Annotated in this window: 3 protein-coding genes; all 3 read right to left on the bottom strand. The window is 72.5% G+C overall.

What is annotated here, in order from left to right:
- Position 1 precedes the first annotated feature (1 nt).
- The 3 genes from ACIP8Z_RS29735 to ACIP8Z_RS29745 all read right to left on the bottom strand — a co-directional run bounded on the left by ACIP8Z_RS29735 (position 2) and on the right by ACIP8Z_RS29745 (position 15649).
- Complete coding sequence (locus ACIP8Z_RS29735) at positions 2–919, bottom strand: kinase (RefSeq protein WP_383867391.1); 918 nt, start codon at positions 917–919, stop codon at positions 2–4.
- A gap of 301 nt (positions 920–1220) precedes the next feature.
- Entirely contained in the window at positions 1221–11585 is a 10365-nt protein-coding gene (locus ACIP8Z_RS29740) for an amino acid adenylation domain-containing protein (protein ID WP_402088871.1), read from the bottom strand.
- Entirely contained in the window at positions 11582–15649 is a 4068-nt protein-coding gene (locus ACIP8Z_RS29745; protein WP_402088904.1) for an amino acid adenylation domain-containing protein, read from the bottom strand. Before ACIP8Z_RS29745 ends, ACIP8Z_RS29740 begins: the two co-directional genes overlap by 4 nt.
- Positions 15650–15655: the final 6 nt, after the last annotated feature.

Below are 15655 nucleotides of genomic sequence, written 5' to 3' on the forward strand. Positions count from 1 at the left end.
GTCAGTCACCCGTCGTGAAGATCCACTGCTCGTGGATGCCGATGTTGTGCAGCAGTCGCTGGGCGTGCTCGGTGCGGGCCTCGACCTCGGGGTCGTCGCGGTCGTAGAGGAGCCCGGCGATGTCCCCGCTGTGCGCGGCCTGGATGCCGAGGGCGCCGGTCTCGCGCACGATGGAGCGCAGGCCGTCGAGGCGGGGGATGGGCAGGTGCCGCTGGTTGATGTCGGTGCTGGCGGTGGCGACGGCGCCGACGAGGGCGACGTCCTTGGTGTGGATGGCCTCGCGCAGCATCACCTGGAGTTCGGCGAAGAGTTCGAGTTCGGCGCCGCCGTACTCGGCGGGCGGGAAGGCCAGTGTGTCGACCCCCTTGCCCTCGTTCTCGGGCCGCGAGCCGAAGCCGAGGACCCGCACGGCCGGCATGCGGTACCCGAAGTCCTCGATGACCTTGCCCTCGCGCTGCGCGAACAGCACCGAACTCTCGTTGAACATGAGGGAGTCGGACGCCGTCTCGGCCCGCACCGCGATCCTGGCGATCTCCTCGGGGGGCAGCGGGGACACCAGGGCGTCCTGGACGGCCCAGACCGCGGCCAGGACGTCGCTCGTGGAGGAGCCGAAGCCGCGGCAGAGCGGCACGTCGCCGGTGAGTTCGAGATGCCCGCCGACCGGTCCCTCCCCGGGCGGGAGGCAGGCCTCGGCGGTGAGCTGGGCGGCCCGCCGCGCCTTGGTCTTCCACGTCGGGTAGACGGTCAGCTCCTCGCCCCGCGCGGGGATGAACGAGGCCCGGGTGGTGTAAACGGTGCACGGCAGGGTGACCAGTCCCCGGGTGAGCTGGCCCTGGTGCGGAAAGACGCCCTGGAGAATTTCGCCGTGATGTATGGGGGCCGAGGCGACGCCGACCCGCCAACCGGAATGATCCACCATGTCCTTGACTTCCTCTGGGGGCCGGACCGCACCACTCACAGGGCCTGGCCGATCGTGCGGACACCCACACGCTAGGCACCGCGAAGGCCGGGATCCGGCTGGTCGGGCGGCAGTATGCGGGCAGTTAGGCGCGCGGCCGACGGGCGGGGGACACGCGGGGCCGGTACACCGGGGCACGGGGGGGAGGACGCGCCGGGGCACGGAGGGCGGGCGCGGGCAAGCCGTGGCCCGTCAGAAGCCGGACGCGCCGGGGCCCGTAAGGCGGTGGTGCTGCCGTACGGGCCCCTGGCCGTCCAGGTGTTCAGATACGGGCGGTACGGGCGGGCCTCAGTCGCCGGGCCAGGACCCGGCCGATCTCCCGCAGCGGCTCCGCCTCGGTCATCCGGGCGTGCTCGCAGTCGACGGCGAACTCCTCGACCCGTCCGGTGACGTACGGCGCCCAGGCCTCGGCCCCCGACGAGGCGGCCGGAGTGCCGGTGGCGTCGAAGAACACCGCGTCGCCGCAGAACCGGACGTCCGGCACGTACCGGTACCGCATCCGCAGGTTGTCGAGGGTGGCCGCCACGACGGCCGCCGCCTGCGCGTGTTCGAGGGCGCCGAGCACCGGGTCCGACCGGCGCAGCGCGGCGGCGAGTTCGCCGATGTCCGGTGTCGTGTCCGCGCAGCGCACCTCCACGTCCTCGCCGGCGGAGCCGAGCAGGGCGGTCAGCACGTGTCGGCCGTCGATCTCCGGCGCGCGGAACCCGTCGGGCAGCGGATACGAGTCGAGCAGGGCCAGCAGGGCCACGTCCTCCCCCGCCGCCTCAAGCCTGGCCGCCACGGCGTGCGCGACCAGACCGCCGAACGACCAGCCGAGCAGGTGGTACGGGCCGTGCGGCTGGATCCTGCGGATCTCGGCGAGGTAGTCGTCGGCCATCTCCTCGATGGAGGACGGCGCGTCGTGCGGGCCGCCGAGCCTGCGGGCCTGGAGCGCGACGACCGGCCGGTCCTGGTCGAGGTGGGGCAGCAGACCGGCGTACCCCCAGCTCACGCCTGACACGGCGTGGACGCAGAACAGGGGCGGTTCACCGGAGTTCGTCTCCGCGACGGCCCGGATGGGCAGCACGGTGCCGAGGGGGTCGTCGCCGCTGCCCGCCGCGATCTGCTCGGCGAGCAGGGCCGGCGTGGGGCTCCGGAACAGGTCGCTGATGGTGATGCGGGTGTCCCAGACGGCGCGGATGCGGCTGATGAGGCGGGTGGCGCGGAGGGAGTGTCCGCCGCGGTGGAAGAAGTTGTCGTCGATGGAGACGGATTCGAGTCCGAGGTTGTCGGCGAAGAGTCCGCAGAGGATCTCCTCGGCCGGGTTACGGGGTGCTCGGCCCCCTTCCGAGGCGGTGGTGTCGTCGGGGGCGGGGAGGGCGCGGCGGTCGAGCTTGCCGTTGACGGTACGAGGCAGGGCGTCCAGGACCACGAAGGCCGAGGGCACGAGGTGTTCGGGCAGGCGGGCGGCGACGTGCCGGCGCAGCTCCTCAGGCGCCACCTCACCGACCACGTACGCGACCAGACGCTTGTCGCCGGGCCGGTCCTCCCGTACCACCGCGGCGGCCTGAACCACCGAATCGTGTGCCATCAACGCGGCCTCGATCTCACCGGGTTCGATGCGGAAGCCACGGAGCTTGATCTGCTCGTCACCACGACCCAGGTACTCCAGGGCGCCCTGCTCGTTCCACCGGGCCAGGTCACCCGTGCGGTACATCCGCGCGCCGGCCGGGCCGTAGGGGTTCGCGACGAAACGGTCCGCCGTGAGAGCCGACTGGCCGATGTAGCCGTGGGCGAGACCGTGCCCGGCGACGTACAACTCCCCCGGCACACCCGGAGCCACCAGCTCCAGGTTCGCGTCCAGGACGTAGGCGTGCTTGCCGGCCAGCGGGCCGCCCACCGGAATGCTCGCCGCACCCGCGGCCACCCCCGGCTCGATCACGAACACCGTCGTGAACCCCATGCTCTCCGCCGGACCGTAACCGTTCAGGAGATGCAGCTGCGGGTGGTCGGACAGAGCCCGGGCCGTGTGGGTCGGGGACGCCGCTTCTCCGGCGGTCATGGCCTCCTTGACGTGGGCGAAGGTCTGGGGGTGTTCGTCGAGCATGTGGTTGAAGAGGCTCGCGGACATCTGGAGCGAGGTGACCCCGTGCTGCTCCACCAGCTCCGCGATCAGATGGGGATCGGTGTGCTGCCCGGGCTGGAGGACACACACCCCGCCGTGCAGCAGCGGGCCGAAGACCTCCAGGGCGAAGGCGTCCCACGACACGGGCGAGCACTGCAGGAACGTCTGCTCCGGGCCGAAGGCCAGATAGTCCGGGCCGACGAAGGTCGCGGCCAGCGCACGGTGCGAGGCCATCACGCCCTTCGGCAGACCCGTCGAACCCGACGTGAACATCACGCACGCGACGGATTCGGGCGATCCGCCCGTCTCCACGGAGGCCCCGGAGAGCCCACTGACCTCGGCGATCTCAGCAGTCAGGTCGACCACCACCGCCTCCGTGGCGAGCTGCGGCAGATGCGACTGGGTGAGGAGGGCGGCCGGCGCCACCTGCTCAAGGACACCGTTCAGCCGCTCCACGGGGAACAGCGGATCGAGCATCGTGTACCCGGCACCCGCCTTCAGTACGGCCAGCAGCGCGGCCACCATCTGCGGCGAACGCTCCACATGCACACCCACCAGGTCACCCGGGCGCACACCCCGGCCCGTCAGATGACGAGCCAGCCGGTTCGACCAGACGTCCAACTCCCCGTACGAGACGACCTGGTCCTCGAAGACCAGCGCCGTCGCCTCCGGCGACCGCGCCGCCTGCCCCGTGAACAGACCGTCCAGACCCAGTTCCGGGCCGTCGGTCCGTGCGCCGGCCCACGCGGCGAGCTGTGCCTTCTCGTCCTCCTGGAGGAGGGCCATCGCGCCGACGCGGGCGTCGGGCTCGGTCGCGGCGGACTCCAGGAGCAGCAGCATGCGGTCGAGCAGACGTGTGATCGTTTCGGGGCCGTAGAGGTCGGTGGCGTACTCGACGGTGATGTCGAGCCCGTCCGGGCTCCCGTCCGCCGCACGCCGCTCACCGAACGCGAAGGTCAGATCGAACTTGGCGATCCGCAGCTCAGGAGCCACGAACTCCGCCCGCAGACCCCCGAGCCCAGGTGCGCCCACCGCCGTGTCACCCACGGTGAGCATCACCTGGAACAACGGATGCCGAGACGCCGAGCGCTCCGGATTGAGCACCTCGACGAGCCGGTCGAACGGAAGGTCCTGATGAGCCCACGCGGAAAGATCCGTTTCCCGCACCCGGCCCAACACCTCACGGAAGGTGGGATCACCACCCACATCCGTACGCAGAACCAACGTATTGACGAAGAAGCCCACGAGATCGTCGAGAGCCTGATCCGTCCGCCCCGCGACCGGCGAACCGATCGGGACGTCACTGCCGGCACCACACCGTGACAGGAGGGTGGCGACAGCGGCCTGAGCGACCATGAACAGGGTGGTTCCGGTCTCGCGCGCCAGCCCGGTCAGGGCAGCGTGCGTGTGCGCGGGGGCGGTCACCTTGTGGGTGGCCCCGCGATAGGAGGCGACGGCCGGCCGCGGCCGGTCCGCGGGCAGTGTCGCCTCCTCGGGCAGTTCGGCCAACTGCTGTCGCCAGAAGGCGACTTGGCGCTCCTCATCGATGGCGAGGAGACTCCGCTGCCACAGGGTGTAGTCGGCGTACTGGACCGGGAGCGGCGCCCAGTCGGGCGCGGCGCCCGCGCCGCGGGCCGTGTACGCCGTGGCGAGGTCCCGCAGGAGCGGGCCGTTCGACCAGCCGTCGGAGGCGATGTGGTGCATCACCACCAGAAGCACGTGCTTCCCGGGGGACAGCTCCAGCAGATCCGCGCGGATGGGCAGATCGGTGGAGAGGTCGAACGTGGCGCCGGACAGTCCGGCCAGCACCTGGGGCAGCGCCTCCTCCGTCACCGGGGTCACCGGGAGCGCGAGGTCGGTCGCCGCGAGAGAGCGGATCGCCTGGTGCGGCGAGCCACCCTCGGAAGGAAAGGAGGTCCGAAGGGATTCGTGGCGTGCGACGACATCGACGAGGGCGAGACGCAGGGCCTCCACGTCGATGGCGCCGGTGAGCCGTACGGCCAGCGGGATGTTGTACGTGGGCGAGGGCCCTTCCAACTGGTCGAGGAACCAGAGGCGTTGCTGGGCGGAGGACAGCGGGAGCCGCTCGGGCCGCTCCCCCGCCACCAGCGCGGGGCGCTCTTCCTCGCCGCCGCCGCTCACCGCGATCAGCTCGGCGAGCCGCGCCACGGTCGGGTGCTGGAAGATCTCCCGCACCCCGAGCCGCACGCCGAAGGCGTCGCGGATCCTGGAGGTGAGTTTGGTGGCGCGGAGGGAGTGTCCGCCGCGGTGGAAGAAGTTGTCGTCGATGGAGACGGATTCGAGTCCGAGGTTGTCGGCGAAGAGTCCGCAGAGGATCTCCTCGGCCGGGTTACGAGGTGCTCGGCCCCCTTCCGAGGCGGTGGTGTCGTCGGGGGCGGGGAGGGCGCGGCGGTCGAGCTTGCCGTTGACGGTACGAGGCAGGGCGTCCAGGACCACGAAGGCCGAGGGCACGAGGTGTTCGGGCAGGCGGGCGGCGACGTGCCGGCGCAGCTCCTCAGGCGCCACCTCACCGACCACGTACGCGACCAGACGCTTGTCGCCGGGCCGGTCCTCCCGTACCACCGCGGCGGCCTGAACCACCGAATCGTGTGCCATCAACGCGGCCTCGATCTCACCGGGTTCGATGCGGAAGCCACGGAGCTTGATCTGCTCGTCACCACGACCCAGGTACTCCAGGGCGCCCTGCTCGTTCCACCGGGCCAGGTCACCCGTGCGGTACATCCGCGCGCCGGCCGGGCCGTAGGGGTTGGCGACGAAACGGTCCGCCGTGAGAGCCGACTGGCCGATGTAGCCGTGGGCGAGACCGTGCCCGGCGACGTACAACTCCCCCGGCACACCCGGAGCCACCAGCTCCAGGTTCGCGTCCAGGACGTAGGCGTGCTTGCCGGCCAGCGGGCCGCCCACCGGAATGCTCGCCGCACCCGCGGCCACCCCCGGCTCGATCACGAACACCGTCGTGAACCCCATGCTCTCCGCCGGACCGTAACCGTTCAGGAGATGCAGCTGCGGGTGGTCGGTGAGGGCGCGGGTGACGTGCGCGGGTGAGGCGGCCTCGCCCGCCGTCATGGCCTCGCGGATCCCCCTGAAGACCGCCGGATACTCGTCGAGCATGTGGTTGAAGAGGCTCGCGGACATCTGAAGCGTGGTGACCTGGTGCTGTTCCACCAGCTCCGCGATCAGGTACGGGTCCGTGTGCTGCCCGGGCTGGAGGACACACACCCCGCCGTGCAGCAGCGGGCCGAAGACCTCCAGGGCGAAGGCGTCCCACGACACGGGCGAGCACTGCAGGAACGTCTGCTCCGGGCCGAAGGCCAGATAGTCCGGGCCGACGAAGGTCGCGGCCAGCGCACGGTGCGAGGCCATCACGCCCTTCGGCAGACCCGTCGAACCCGACGTGAACATCACGCACGCCACCGACTCCGGCGACCCGCCCGTCTCCACCGCCGCGCCCGACTGCCCGCTCACCTCGGCGATCTCGGCCGTCAGATCGACCACCACCGCGCTCGTCGACAGCGTCGACAGATGCGACTGGGTGAGGAGGGCGGCCGGCGCCACCTGCTCAAGGACACCGTTCAGCCGCTCCACGGGGAACAGCGGGTCCAGCATCGTGTACCCGGCGCCCGCCTTCAGTACGGCCAGCAGCGCGGCCACCATCTGCGGCGAACGCTCCACATGCACACCCACCAGGTCACCCGGGCGCACACCCCGGCCCGTCAGATGACGAGCCAGCCGGTTCGACCAGACGTCCAGCTCCCCGTACGAGACGACCTGGTCCTCGAAGACCAGCGCCGTCGCCTCCGGCGACCGCGCCGCCTGCCCCGTGAACAGACCGTCCAGACCGAGGCGGGGCGCGTCGGTGGCCGGTCCCGACCACTCGGTCAGGCGCCGGTCCTCCTCGTCGCTGAGCAGCGCCAGCCGGGAGATCGGCCGGTCGGGGTCGGCCACCGCGTCCGTCAGGAGGCGGGTGAGGCGGTGCGCGACGGCCTCGGCCGTGGACCGCTCGTAGAGGTCGGTGGCGTACTCGACGGTGATGTCGAGCCCGTCCGGGCTCCCGTCCGCCGCACGTCGCTCACCGAACGCGAAGGTCAGATCGAACTTGGCGATCCGCAGCTCGGGAGCCACGAACTCCGCCCGCAGACCCCCGAGCCCAGGTGCGCCCACCGCCGTGTCACCCACGGTGAGCATCACCTGGAACAACGGATGCCGAGACGCCGAGCGCTCCGGATTGAGCACCTCGACGAGCCGGTCGAACGGAAGGTCCTGATGAGCCCACGCGGAAAGATCCGTTTCCCGCACCCGGCCCAACACCTCACGGAAGGTGGGATCACCACCCACATCCGTACGCAGAACCAACGTATTGACGAAGAAGCCCACGAGATCATCGAGAGCCTGATCCGTCCGCCCCGCGACCGGCGAACCGATCGGGACATCTGTGCCGGCACCACACCGTGAGAGCACGGTGGCCACGGCGGCCTGGGCCACCATGAAGGCGGTGGTGCCGGTCTCCCGTGCGAGCCCGGTCAGCGCCCGGTGGACCGGGGCGGGGCAGGACACGGTGAGGGTGGCGCCCTGGTAGGAGGCGACGGCGGGCCGCGGCCGGTCCGCCGGCAGCGTGACCTCCTCGGGGAGGCCGGCCAACGCCTTCTTCCAGTGGTCGAGTTGGGGAAGCTGTTCGGCGCCGAGGAGATCGCGCTGCCACAGGGTGTAGTCGGCGTACTGGACCGGGAGCGGCGCCCAGTCGGGCGCGGCGCCCGCGCCGCGGGCCTCGTAGGCGCGGCCGAGGTCGGCGAAGAAGGGGGCGTTCGACCAGCCGTCGGAGGCGATGTGGTGGGTGACGACCATGAGGACGTGCTCCTCGGCCGTCAGCTCGAACAGGGCCGAACGGATCGGCAGTTCGGCGGTCAGGTCGAAGACTCCGGCGCTCTCGTCGGCGAGCAGTCCCGGGAGGCTCTCCTCCGTCGCCCTCGCCGTCGTCAGGGGTACGTCGATCCCGTCGGCGGCGAGGATGTGCTGGTGGGCCTCGCCGTCGGCGGTCCGGAACACGGTCCGCAGGGATTCGTGGCGTACGACGACGTCGTTGAGGGCGAGGCGCAGGGCCTCCGTGTCGAGGGCGCCGGTGAGCCGTACGGCCAGCGGGATGTTGTACGTGGCCGACGGGCCTTCCATCTGGTCGAGGAACCACAGGCGTTGCTGCGCCGACGACAGCGGCACCCGTTCGGGCCGGTCCTGGACCGTCAGGGCGGGACGGGCCGGCTCGCCGCTGCCCGCCGCGACCAGCTCGGCGAGCTGGGCCACGGTCGGGTGCTGGAAGATGTCACGGACGGTGATCCGGGCGCCGAGGGCGGCACGGATCCGGCTGACCAGCCGGGTGGCGAGCAGGGAGTGCCCGCCGAGGCGCAGGAAGTGGTCGTCGACGGTGACGGAGGTCCGGCCGAGGATGTCGGCGAAGAGACCGCACAGCACCTCCTCGACGGGGTTGCGCGGGGCCCGTCCGTCGCTCTCGCCGGTCAGCACCGGCTGCGGCAGGGCGCGGCGGTCGAGCTTGCCGTTGCCGGTCAGCGGCAGGGCGTCCAGGACGACGAAGGCGGACGGCACCATGTACTCGGGCAGGGCGTCGACGGCGTGCCGGCGCAGGGCTGCGGTGTCGACCTCGCCGCTCGCGCCTCCGGCGTCACCACCGTTGCCGCCACTGGCACCACTGCCGCCGTTGCCGACGACGTAGGCGACGAGCCGCTTGTCCCCCGGCCGGTCCTCGCGGACGATCACCGCGGCCTGTGCCACCGAGTCGTGGGCGACGAGGGCCGATTCGATCTCGCCCGGCTCGATGCGGAAACCGCGCAGCTTCACCTGCTGGTCCGCCCGCCCCAGGTACTCGATCTCGCCCTCCCTCGACCAGCGCACCAGGTCGCCGGTCCGGTACATCCGCGAGCCGGCGGCGGAGCCGTACGGGTCCGCGACGAACCGCTCGGCGGTCTGGGCCGGGCGGCCCAGATAGCCGCGGGCGAGTCCGGCGCCCGCGATGTAGAGCTCGCCGGGGACTCCGGGCGCGACCAGGCCGAGGTGGTCGTCGAGGACGTACAGGCGGGTGTTGTCGAGGGGACGGCCGATGGGCAGCGCGCCGTCGTGGTCGAAGGGCCGGCGGACCGGGTGGGAGGTCGCGAACGTCGTGGTCTCCGTGGGGCCGTAGCCGTTGACCACGGTCAGGTCCGGGCAGGCCTCCATGACCCGGCGTACGGCCTCCGGCGGCACCACGTCGCCGCCCGTCCACACCTCGCCGAGGCCCGCGAACGCACCCGGGTCCTCCTCCGCGACCAGCCGGAACAGACCGGCGGTCAGCCACAGACCGGTGATCGACTCCGCGGCGAGGACCGCCGCCATCGCGGCCGTGTCGAGGACGCCGGGCGGGGCGACCGCGACGGTGCCGCCCGTCAGCCAGGGCGCCCACAGTTCGTAGGTCGTGGCGTCGAAGGTGTGCGGGGAGTGGAAGAGCACGCGCGCGTGGGCGGGCCTGGTCCAGCGGTGGTCCAGGGCGAGTTCGGCGACGTTCCGATGGGTGATGGCGACGCCCTTGGGCACGCCCGTCGAGCCCGAGGTGAACATCACGTACAGCCACTGGTCGGGGTGTGTGGCGACCTCGGGGGCGGTCTCCGGGTGGGCGGCGAGCTCCGGGTCCCGGTCGAGCCCGTCGACCGTGACGATCCGTACGCCGCTCGCCTCGGTGAGGATCTCGTGACCGGCGAGCGCCGGGTCGACGAGCAGGACCGGCGCGGCGGTGTCGGCGAGGATGCGGGAGAGCCGGGAGGCCGGGTCGACGGCGTTGAGCGGGGCGTACACACCGCCGGCCTTGGTGATGGCGAGCAGGGACAGGACCAGGTCGACCGAGCGTTCCATGAGGACGGCGACGACGGTCTCGGGTCCCACGCCGAGCGAGCCGAGGCGGTGCGCGAACCGGTTGGTGAGGGCGTCCACCTCGGCGTACGTGTAGCCGCGGCCGGCCTGGGTGAGGGCCACCGCGTCCGGGGTGCGTACGGCCTGCTCGGTGAAGAGGGCCGCGAGGGAGGCGTCCGGCACCGGGGTGGCGCGGCCCGTCCAGGTGTCCAGGAGCAGGGTGCGCTCGGCCGCGTCGAGCAGGTCGAGCCCGGACAGGGGCGTGTCGGGGTGGGCGACGGCCTCGGCGAGCAGCCGGCCGAGCCGGGCGAGCAGCGCCTCGACGGTCTCGGGGTCGTACAGGTCGGTGGCGTACTCGGCGGTGATGTCGAGACCGCCGGGGCGGCCGTCCTCGGTGAGGTGCTCGTCGAACCCGACGGTGAGGTCGAACTTGGCGGTGCTGGTGGGCGAGTACTCGGCACGTGTCGTGAGGCCCGGGAAGTCGGCACCGGCGGACGAGGTACCCGACGCGCTCGCTCCCGCCTGCACCAGCGTCAGCATCACCTGGAAGAGGGGGTGCCGGTCGCCGGTGCGCTCGGGGTTGAGGGCCTCGACGAGCCGGTCGAAGGGCAGGTCCTGGTGCGCCCAGGCGGCCAGGTCGGTGGCCCGGACCCGCTCCAGGAGCTCACGGAAGGTCGGGTCGCCGCTGACGTCGGTGCGCAGCACCAGCGTGTTCACGAAGAAGCCCACGAGGTCGTCGAGGGCCTCGTCGGTGCGGCCCGCGACCGGGGAGCCGACGGGGACGTCGGTGCCGGCGCCGGAGGCGGCGAGGACGGTCGCGAGCGCCGCCTGGGCCGCCATGAACAGGGTGGCCCCGCTCCCCCGGGCCAGCTCGACGAGCGCCGCGTGGGTCGCGGGCGGGCAGTGGAGGGTGCGGGTGTCGCCGCGGTAGGAGGCGACGGCGGGGCGCGGCCGGTCCGCCGGGAGGGTGGCCTCGGCGGGGAGTCCGGCCAGCCGCTCGCGCCAGTAGCCGATCTGCCGTGCCATGACGCTGTCCTCGGCGTCGGCCTCGCCGAGCAGTTCGTGCTGCCAGAGGGTGTAGTCGGCGTACTGGATCTCCAGGGGTTCCTGCTCGGGGGCGTCGCCGGCGACGCGGGCCCGGTAGGCGTGGGCGAGGTCGCGGAGCAGCGGGGCGATGGACCAGCCGTCGGAGGCGATGTGGTGCATGACGACGAGCAGGACGTGCTCGTCGACGTCCGTGTCCGCCTGCCCGGCCTCCTTCGCGAGGCGGATCAGACGTGCCTCCACCGGCAGGTCGACGGCCAGGTCGAAGACATGGGCCGACTCGGCGGCGAGGACGTCCGCGAGGGTCTCCTCCGTCGCCGTGAGGACGGGCAGGTCGAGCCGTACGTCCCCGGCCTCGCGTATCTCCTGGTACGGCGTGCCGTCGCGCTCCGGGTAGACGGTGCGCAGGCTCTCGTGCCGGGCGATCACGTCGCCGAGGGCCAGGGTGAGCGCCTCGGTGTCGAGGGCGCCGGTGAGGCGGAGGGCCAGCGGGATGTTGTAGGTCGCCGACGGGCCCTCGAGCTGGGCGAGGAACCACAGGCGCTGCTGGGCGTATGACAGGGGAATCACTGGGAGGCTCCCATCCGGCGCATCGGCCGCAGCTTGGGTCGCGCGGTCTCGGCGCGGTCGAGTCGCTCGGCCAGGGCGGCCACGTTCGGGTTCTCGAAGAGGGTGGGGACCGGGAGTTCGGCCCCGAGGGCGGTGCGGATCCGGCTGATGAGCCGGGTGGCGAGCAGGGAGTGCCCGCCGAGGCGGAAGAAGTCGTCGTCGATGGTGACGGCGGGGACGCCGAGGACGTCGGCGAAGAGGCCGCACAGGACTTCCTCGCGCGGGTTGCGCGGCTGCCGGCCGCTGCTGACGGGCGTGGCGGCGGGTGCGGGCAGGGCACGGCGGTCCAGCTTGCCGTTGGAGGTCAGCGGCAGGGCGTCCAGGACCACGAACGCGGACGGGACCATGTAGTCGGGCAGGAGGCCGTCGGCGTGGGTGCGGAGCAGGTCGGGGTCCGGGGCGGTGCCGCCGTGGCCGACGAGGTAGGCGACGAGCCGCTTGTCGCCGGGCCGGTCCTCGCGGACGATCACCGCGGCCTGTGCCACGGAGTCGTGGGCGACGAGGGCCGATTCGATCTCGCCCGGCTCGATGCGGAAACCGCGCAGCTTCACCTGCTGGTCCGCCCGCCCCAGGTACTCGATCTCGCCCTCCCTCGACCAGCGCACCAGGTCGCCGGTCCGGTACATCCGCGAGCCCGGCGGCCCGTACGGGTCGGCGACGAACCGCTCGGCGGTGAGCGTCGGCCGGTCGAGGTAGCCCTGGGCGAGTCCCGTACCCGCGATGTACAGCTCGCCCTGGACGCCGGCGGGCAGCAGGCCGAGGTGCTCGTCGAGGACGTAGAGCCGGGTGTTGTCGATGGGGCGGCCGATGGGCAGCGCGCCCTGGTAGTCGAAGGGGCGGTGGATCTCGTGCGAGGTCGCGAACGTCGTCGTCTCCGTCGGCCCGTACGCGTTGACCACGGTCAGGTTCGGGCAGGCCTCCATGACCCGGCGTACGGCCTCCGGCGGCACCACGTCGCCGCCCGTCCACACCTCGCCGAGCCCCGCGAACGCACCCGGGTCCTCCTCCGCGACCAGCCGGAACAGACCCACCGTCAGCCACAGACCGGTGATCGACTCCGCGGCGAGGACCGAGGCCAGCGCCGCCGTGTCGAGCAGCCCGGGCGGGGCCACCACGAGGGTGCCGCCGGACAGCAGGGGCGCCCACAGCTCGTAGGTCGTGGCGTCGAAGGCGAGCGGCGAGTGCAGCAGCACACGGCGGTGGGCGTGGCCCGTGAACCGGGTGTCGGCGGCCAGCTCGGTGATGTTGCGGTGGGTGACGGCGACGCCCTTGGGCACTCCGGTCGAGCCCGAGGTGAACATCGCGTAGGCGAGCTGCTCGGGGTGGACGTCGACCTCGGGGGCGGTGTCGGGCAGGTCTCCCCCGACCGCCTGAGTGAGCGTCATGATGCGTGCACCCGAAGGCAGTTCGAGGTCCACGAGGTCACGGTCGGTGAGGAACAGGGTCCCGCCGGACATCCGCACGATCAGCTCGATGCGGTCCGCGGGGTAGCGGGTGTCCAGCGGTACGTACACCGCGCCCGCCTTCACCACGGCGAGGATCGCCACGACGGCTTCCAGGGAGCGTTCCAGGAAGAGGATCACGCGCGATCCGGGCCGGACGCCCTCGGCGATCAGCCGGTGGGCCAGCCGGTTGGCGCGCCGGTCGAGTTCCGCGTACGTCAGCCGCTCTCCGCCGAGCGTGACGGCGACGGCGTCCGGTGTACGGGCGACCTGCGCGGCGAACAGCTGCGGCAGCGAGGCGGCGGGACGGGACTGGGCGGCGCCGTGCCAGGTGTCGAGGAGCTGGACGCGTTCGTCGGCCGCCAGGACATCGAGGTCTCCGATCGGGATGTCGGGGGCTCCGGCCGCCGCTTCGAGGAGCCGGACCAGGCGCCCGGTGACGGCCGAGACGCTGGCCGCCTCGTAGAGGTCGGTGGCGTACTCGACGGTGATGCCCAGGCCGGCCGGGTCGCCGTCGGCCGCCCGGTGCTCGTGGAAGGTGAAGGTGAGGTCGAACTTGGCGATGTCGAGAGCCGTGAACTCCGACTCGGCTCGCAGACCGGGGAGTTGGGGCACGGGTCCGGCCGCGTCGGTGACCGAGAGCATGACCTGGAAGAGGGGGTGGCGGGCGGCGGAACGCTCGGGGTTGAGGGTCTCCACGAGCCGGTCGAAGGGCACGTCCTGGTGGGCCCAGGCGGCCAGGTCGGTGGCCCGGACCCGCTCCAGGAGCTCACGGAAGGTCGGATTGCCGCTGACGTCGGTGCGCAGCACCAGCGTGTTCACGAAGAAGCCGACCAGGTCGTCGAGGGCCTCGTCGGTCCGTCCGGCGACCGGTGAGCCGAGCGGGATGTCCGCGCCGGCGCCGGAACGCGACAGGAGGACCGCGGTGGCCGCCTGCGCCACCATGAAGAGCGTGGTGCCGTTCTCTCGGGCCAGCCGGGTGAGCGCGGCGTGCAGGTCCGCGGGGCACTGGACGGTGAGGGAGGCGCCCCGGTACGAGGCGGTGGCCGGCCGGGCCCGGTCTGCGGGCAGCGTCACCTCCTCCGGGAGCCGGTCGAGCGCCTTGCGCCAGTGGTCGAGCTGCCGCTCCTCGTCGGCGGCGAGCAGGGCCTGCTGCCACAGGGCGTAGTCGGCGTACTGGACGGGCAACGGCTCCCAGTCGGGCGCCGTGCCCTGGGCGCGGGCGGTGTAGGCGGCGCCGAGGTCCCGCATGAGGGGCGTGTTGGACCAGCCGTCGGAGGCGATGTGGTGGGTCACGAGGAGCAGCACGTGCTCGTCGTCCGCGATCCGCACCAGGTCGGCGCGGACGGGCAGTTCGCGGGCCAGGTCGAAGGTCGTGGCGGACAGGTCGCGCAGGACCGCGGGCAGTGCGTCGCGCGTCGCCGGGATGACCGGCAGGTCGAGATGCGCCCCCGCGGCCGGCACGACCACCTGGTGGGGCGTGCCCTGCTCGGCGGGGAAGACCGTGCGCAGCGCCTCGTGCCGCCCGACGACGTCGGCCAGGGCGAGCCGCAGCGCGTCGGCGTCGAGGACGCCGGTGAGGCGTACGGCGAGGGGGATGTTGTACGTGGCCGACGCGCCCTCCATCTGGGCCAGGAACCAGAGCCTGCGCTGGGCCGCGGAGAGCGGCACCCGTTCGGGCCGCTCGCCCGCCACGAGGGCCGGCCGCCGCCCCCGCCCGTCGGCACCGGGGTCGGCGAGGAACTCGGCGAATCCGGCGACGGAGGGGCGACGGAAGAGGTCGCGGACGGACACCTGCGCCCCCAGCGTGTGCCGGATGCGGCTGACCAGCCGCGTACCGAGCAGGGAGTGCCCGCCGAGGCGGAAGAAGTCGTCGTCGATGGAGACGGCGGGCAGCCCGAGCGCGTCGGCGAAGAGCCCGCACAGCACCTCCTCGACGGGGGTGCGGCCCTGCCGGCCGCCGGGCCCGGTGCCGAGCCGGGGCGCGGGCAGGGCCCGGCGGTCGAGCTTGCCGTTGGCGGTCAGGGGGAGGACGTCGAGCTCGACGAACGCGGAGGGGACCATGTACTCGGCGAGCCGCCGCGCGCAGTGGCGTCGCAGGCCGTCGGTGTCGATACGGGTCCCCGGCGCGGGAACGACGTAGGCGACGAGGCGCTTGTCGCCGGGCCGGTCCTCCCGCACGATCACCGCCGCCTGCGCCACCGAGTCATGGGCGAGGAGCGCGGTCTCGATCTCACCGAGCTCGATGCGGAAACCACGCAGCTTCACCTGCTGGTCCGCACGCCCCTCGAAGACCACCTCACCGAACTCGTTCCACCGCGCCAGGTCACCCGTCCGATACATCCGCTCACCGGCCGGACCGAACGGATCCGCGACGAACCGCTCGGCACTCAGCGCCGACCGGCCCACATAGCCCCGAGCCAGATGGCTGCCGGCGACATACAGCTCGCCCACCACCCCGGGCACGACCGGCCGCAGGCCCTCGTCCAGCACATACATCCGCGTGTTCGCCATCGGCACACCCAGGTGCAGGCGCTCCACCACCCGATCACCGGGCTCGAAGGCCTGGTAACTGCAGAACACCGTCGA

Origin of the sequence: Streptomyces sp. NPDC088553 (genome assembly GCF_044752965.1) — a bacterium.
GTDB lineage: Bacteria > Actinomycetota > Actinomycetes > Streptomycetales > Streptomycetaceae > Streptomyces.